Annotated in this window: 3 protein-coding genes; all 3 read left to right on the forward strand. The window is 68.5% G+C overall.

Annotation, left to right across the window (positions count from 1 at the left end; genetic code table 11):
* Window positions 1-163, forward strand: a 163-nt coding sequence (locus tag IE258_RS40290) for a substrate-binding domain-containing protein (RefSeq protein WP_189750757.1), incomplete at its 5' end; no start/stop codon positions are given.
* 258 nt (window positions 164-421) lie between these two features.
* Complete coding sequence (locus IE258_RS40295; RefSeq protein WP_189750758.1) at window positions 422-4,711, forward strand: discoidin domain-containing protein; 4,290 nt, start codon at window positions 422-424, stop codon at window positions 4,709-4,711.
* 93 nt (window positions 4,712-4,804) lie between these two features.
* Window positions 4,805-5,579 (forward strand): LacI family DNA-binding transcriptional regulator (locus tag IE258_RS40300; RefSeq protein ID WP_189750759.1); only part of this gene is annotated, 775 nt, incomplete at its 3' end.

Here is a 5,579-nt window from a genome sequence, read left to right on the forward strand (position 1 = left end):
ACCACCCCTCACCACCGTCCGCCAACCCATCGAAGCCATGGGACGCGCCGCCGTCGACCTCCTCTGCGCCCAGATCCAGGGCACCGAAGTCCCGCACGGCGAGCTGCTCTTCGAACCGGAACTCGTCGTCCGCGGCTCCACCGCACAGCCGGCCGCCGGCTAGCGGCACTCGCAGCCCTTCTCGACCGCAAGTTCCTTGCGGGAAATGACAGCGACTTGCGGCTACCTGACGTAGCCCGTGAAAGTCGCTGATCCGAGGCATGCCCCGGCGACTGCCCACTCCTCATGGACCTCACCGGGCGCTGCCGTGCGCCGACTTTCCGCTGCTCACCCTGTAGACGACTCAACATTTCTCTGCAACTCTGCGAGCGCTCAACGTAAATGCCAGCGAACTTTGGGTGTCTACCTGATGTGGGGACAGATGAGAAACCGGAACTGGAGATCACGTGCCTTGTGCACCGTGGTCGCGACCAGTCTCCTGGCGTTGGGAGGACCGCTGCTGTCGGCCACGGCAGCCGGCGGACCCAACATCGCCGTGGGAGATGCCACGGCGGCGAGCAGCTCGCACGGCGAGTACGGCGCCGCCAACATCACCGACGGCAACCAGGGCACGTACTGGCAGAGCGGCGGCAGCAGCCTGCCCCAGTGGGTCCAGACCGACCTCGGTGCCACCGAGCGCATCGACGAGGTCGTCCTGAGACTGCCCGCCGGCTGGGAGGGCCGCGACCAGACGCTCTCCGTCCAGGGCAGCGCCGACGGCACGAGCTTCAGCACGCTGAAGACGTCCGCCACCTACGCCTTCGATCCCGGTTCGGGCAACACGGTCACCGTGTCCTTCCCCGCCACCCAGACCCGGTTCGTGCGGGTGAACATCACGGCGAACACCGGGTGGCAGGCGGCCCAGCTCTCCGAGCTCGAGGTGCACGCGGCCGGGGAGTCGTCCACGAACCTGGCCGCCGGCCGACGGCTGACGGCGAGCAGTTCCACGGGTGCGTACACCCCCGGCAACGGCAACGACGGCAACAAGGCCACCTACTGGGAGAGCGCCAACAACGCCCTGCCGCAGTGGCTCCAGGCCGACCTCGGCTCCTCGCGCCGGGTGAACCGCGTCGTCCTGCGGCTGCCCGACGGCTGGCCGAACCGCAGCCAGACGCTGAAGATCCAGGCCAGTGAGAACGGCTCGGACTTCACCGACCTGACCGCCGCCAAGGCGTACGCCTTCGACGCGGCCGGCGGTCAGTCGGCCACGATCACCTTCGACGCGGCCACCGCGCGCCACGTGCGGGTCCTGGTGACGGCCAACACGGGTCAGCCCGCCGCCCAGGTCTCCGAGCTGGAGGTCTACGGCCCCGAGACCGGTGACACCCAGGCGCCCACCGCGCCCGCGAACCTCGCGTTCACCGAACCGGCCACCGGGCAGATCAAGCTGACCTGGAACGAGTCCTCGGACGACACGGCCGTCACGGGGTACGACATCTACGCAGGCGGCGAGCTGCTCACCTCGGTCGCCGGTGACGTCACCACGTACACCGACATCAGGCCCGCCGACACGACGGTCACCTACTACGTGCGCGCCAAGGACGCGGCCGGCAACGTCTCGGGCAACAGCAACTCGGTCACCCGCCGCGCCGACACCGGGGACACCCAGGCGCCCACCGCGCCCTCGAACCTGGCCCTCACCGAACCGGCCGCCGGGCAGATCAAGCTGACCTGGGGCGCGTCGACCGACAACGAGGGCGTCACCGGGTACGACGTCTACGCCAACAACAAGCTCCGCAAGAGCGTCGCGGGTGACGTCACCACCTACACCGACACACAGCCGGCGTCGGCGAACGTGACCTACTTCGTGCGGGCCAGGGACGCGGCCGGCAACGTGTCGGGCGACAGCAACTCGGTGATCCGCAACGGCACCAAGGACGGGTCGAACCTGGCCGTCGGCAAGCCGATCAGCGCCTCGTCCCACATCCACACCTACGTCGCCGAGAACGCCAACGACAACAGCACCTCGACCTACTGGGAGGGGGCGGCGGGCAGCTATCCGAACACGCTGACCCTGAAGCTGGGCGCGAACGCGGACGTCGACAGCGTCGTGCTCAAGCTCAATCCGGACACCGGCTGGTCCAAGCGCACCCAGAACATCCAGGTCCTCGGCCGTGCCCAGGACGCCTCCGCCCTCACCTCCCTGGTGGACGCGAAGGACTACGTCTTCGACCCGGCGAGCGGTGGCAACAGCGTGACGATACCCGTCGGCGAACGCGCCGCGGACGTCCAGCTGAAGTTCACCTCCAACACCGGGGCGACGGCCGGACAGATCGCCGAGTTCCAGGTCGTCGGCACCCCGGCGCCCAACCCGGACCTCGAGGTGACCGGCCTGACCGCGTCGCCCGAGTCCCCCGTCGAGTCGGACGAGATCACCGTGTCCGCCACCGTCCGCAACAGCGGCGCCGCGGACGCACCGGCAGGCAAGGTCGCTCTGCGGCTGGGCGACACCAAGGTCGCCACCGCCGACGTCCCCGCCCTGAAGGCGGGTGAGCAGAGCACGGTCAGCGCGTCCGTCGGGGCACGCGAGGCCGGTTCGTACGAACTCAGCGCGGTCGCCGACGAGGCGAACGAGATCATCGAGCAGAACGAGACCAACAACACCTACACGCGGCCCGATCCGCTGGTCGTCAAGCCGGTGCAGAGCTCCGACCTGGTCGCCGCCGCCGTCACCACCTCGCCGTCCAGTCCGGCCGCCGGTGACGACGTGACCTTCAAGGTCGCCCTGAAGAACCAGGGCACCCAGGACTCGGCGGACGGCAGCCACGCGGTGACGCTCGCCCTGCTCGACGCCAAGGGCGACACGGTCAGGACCCTGACCGGCGCACACTCCGGCGTCATCGCCGCGGGCAAGACCTCCCCCGCCGTGGACCTCGGCACTTGGAAGGCGGCCAACGGCTCGTACTCCCTCAAGGTCACGGTCGCCGACGACGCGAACGAACTGCCGGTCAAGCGGGAGAACAACACCTCCACACAGCCGCTGTTCGTCGGGCGCGGCGCGAACATGCCGTACGACATGTACGAGGCGGAGGACGGCACGGTCGGCGGCGGTGCCACCGTGGTCGGCCCCAACCGCACCATCGGTGACATCGCGGGCGAGGCGTCCGGCCGCAAGGCCGTCCACCTGGCCAAGACCGGCGAGTACGTCGAGTTCACCACCAAGGCGGACACCAACACCCTGGTGACCCGCTTCTCGATCCCGGACGCCCCGGGCGGCGGCGGCATCGACGCCACGCTGAACGTGTACGTCGACGGCGTGATGAAGAAGGCACTGCCGCTCACCTCGAAGTACGCCTGGCTGTACGGCGCCGAGGCGTCGCCGGGCAACTCCCCCGGTGCGGGCGCCCCGCGGCACATCTACGACGAGGCGCACCTCATGCTGGGCGAGACCGTCCCGGCGGGCAGCACGGTCCGACTGCAGAAGGACGCGGCGAACACCACCGACTACGCGATCGACTTCGTCAACCTGGAGCAGGTCTCCGCGGTGCCCAACCCCGACCCGGCGGCGTACGCGGTGCCGGCCGGCTTCTCGCACCAGGACGTGCAGAACGCGCTCGACAAGGTCCGCATGGACACCTCGGGCAAGCTGGTCGGTGTGTACCTGCCGCCCGGCGACTACCAGACGTCGAGCAAGTTCCAGGTGTACGGCAAGGCGGTGAAGGTGGTCGGCGCCGGACCCTGGTTCACGAAGTTCCACGCCCCCACCACGCAGGACAACACCGACATCGGGTTCCGTGCCGAGGCGAGCGCGAAGGGCTCGACGTTCGCGAACTTCGCCTACTTCGGCAACTACACGTCCCGTATCGACGGGCCGGGCAAGGTGTTCGACTTCTCCAACGCCTCGGACATCGTGATCGACAACATCTGGAACGAGCACATGGTGTGCCTGTACTGGGGCGCCAACACCGACCGGATGACGATCAAGAACTCCCGGATCCGCAACATGTTCGCCGACGGCATCAACATGACCAACGGCTCGACCGACAACCTGGTGTCCAACAACGACGCCCGGGCGACCGGTGACGACAGCTTCGCGCTCTTCTCGGCGATCGACGCGGGCGGCGCGGACATGAAGAACAACCTGTACGAGAACCTCACGACGACGCTGACCTGGCGTGCCGCGGGTCTGGCCGTCTACGGCGGTTACAACAACACCTTCCGGAACATCCACATCGCGGACACCCTGGTCTACTCGGGCATCACGATCAGCTCGCTGGACTTCGGTTACCCGATGAACGGCTTCGGCACCGATCCGACGACCTTCGAGAACGTGTCGATCGTCCGGGCCGGCGGGCACTTCTGGAACGGGCAGACCTTCCCCGGCATCTGGGTGTTCTCGGCGTCCAAGGTGTTCCAGGGGATCCGGGTCAACAACGTCGACATCGTCGATCCGACCTACAGCGGCATCATGTTCCAGACGAACTACGTGGGAGGCCAGCCGCAGTACCCCATCAAGGACACGGTCTTCACCGACGTCTCCGTCACGGGCGCGCACAAGAGCGGTGACGAGTTCGACGCCAAGTCCGGCTTCGGCCTGTGGGCCAACGAGATGCCCGAGGGCGGGCAGGGACCGGCGGTCGGTGAGGTCACCTTCAACGGACTGAAGCTCGGCGACAACGCCGTGGACATCCGCAACACCACGTCCACGTTCGAGATCATCCGCAATCCGTAGGACCGGCCTGCAACGGGGATCGGCAACGGCTGTTGTCGGACAGGTCACTGACTGGCGCAAGTCTCTTGCGAGACTTGCGCTAGTCTTGCGTTTGTGACACGACGACTTGCTCAGGTGGCGAAGAAGGTTGGGGTCAGCGAGGCCACGGTCAGCCGGGTGCTCAACGGCAAGCCGGGGGTCTCGGAGACGACCCGGCAGTCCGTGCTGAGCGCGCTGGACGTGCTGGGCTACGAGCGGCCGACCCAGCTGCGGGGCGAGCGCGCCCGCCTGGTCGGCCTGGTCCTGCCCGAGCTGCAGAATCCGATCTTCCCCGCGTTCGCCGAGGTCATCGGCGGCGCACTCGCCCAGCAGGGGCTGACGCCGGTGCTGTGCACCCAGACCAAGGGCGGCGTCTCGGAGGCCGACTACGTCGAACTGCTGCTGCAGCAACAGGTCTCCGGGGTCGTCTTCGCCGGCGGCGGTCTGTTCGCGCAGGCGGACGCCCCGCACGACCACTACCGGCTGCTCGCCGAACGCAACATCCCCGTGGTGCTCGTCAACGCCTCCATACCCGATCTCGGCTTCCCCTGCATCGCCTGCGACGACGCCGTCGCCGTGGGGCAGTCCTGGCGGCACCTGGCGTCCCTCGGCCACGAGCGCATCGGCCTGGTCCTCGGCCCCTCCGACCACATCCCCTCCCGCCGCAAGCTGGCCGCCGCCCAGCAGGCCGCCGAGGCGGCGAACGGCACCCTGCCCGACGCGCACGTGGAACGGGCCATGTTCTCCCTGGAAGGCGGCCAGGCCGCAGCCACCCGACTCCTGGAACGCGGCGTCACCGGCATCATCTGCGCCAGCGACCCCCTCGCCCTCGGAGCCGTCCGCGCCGCCC

Source organism: Streptomyces tendae (assembly GCF_014650435.1).
Taxonomy (GTDB): Bacteria; Actinomycetota; Actinomycetes; order Streptomycetales; family Streptomycetaceae; genus Streptomyces; species Streptomyces tendae.

Bases quoted from the DNA above. Each gene is read 5' to 3' on its own strand.
- IE258_RS40295 (WP_189750758.1), top strand. From the start codon at position 422: ATGAGAAACCGGAACTGGAGATCACGTGCCTTGTGCACCGTGGTCGCG.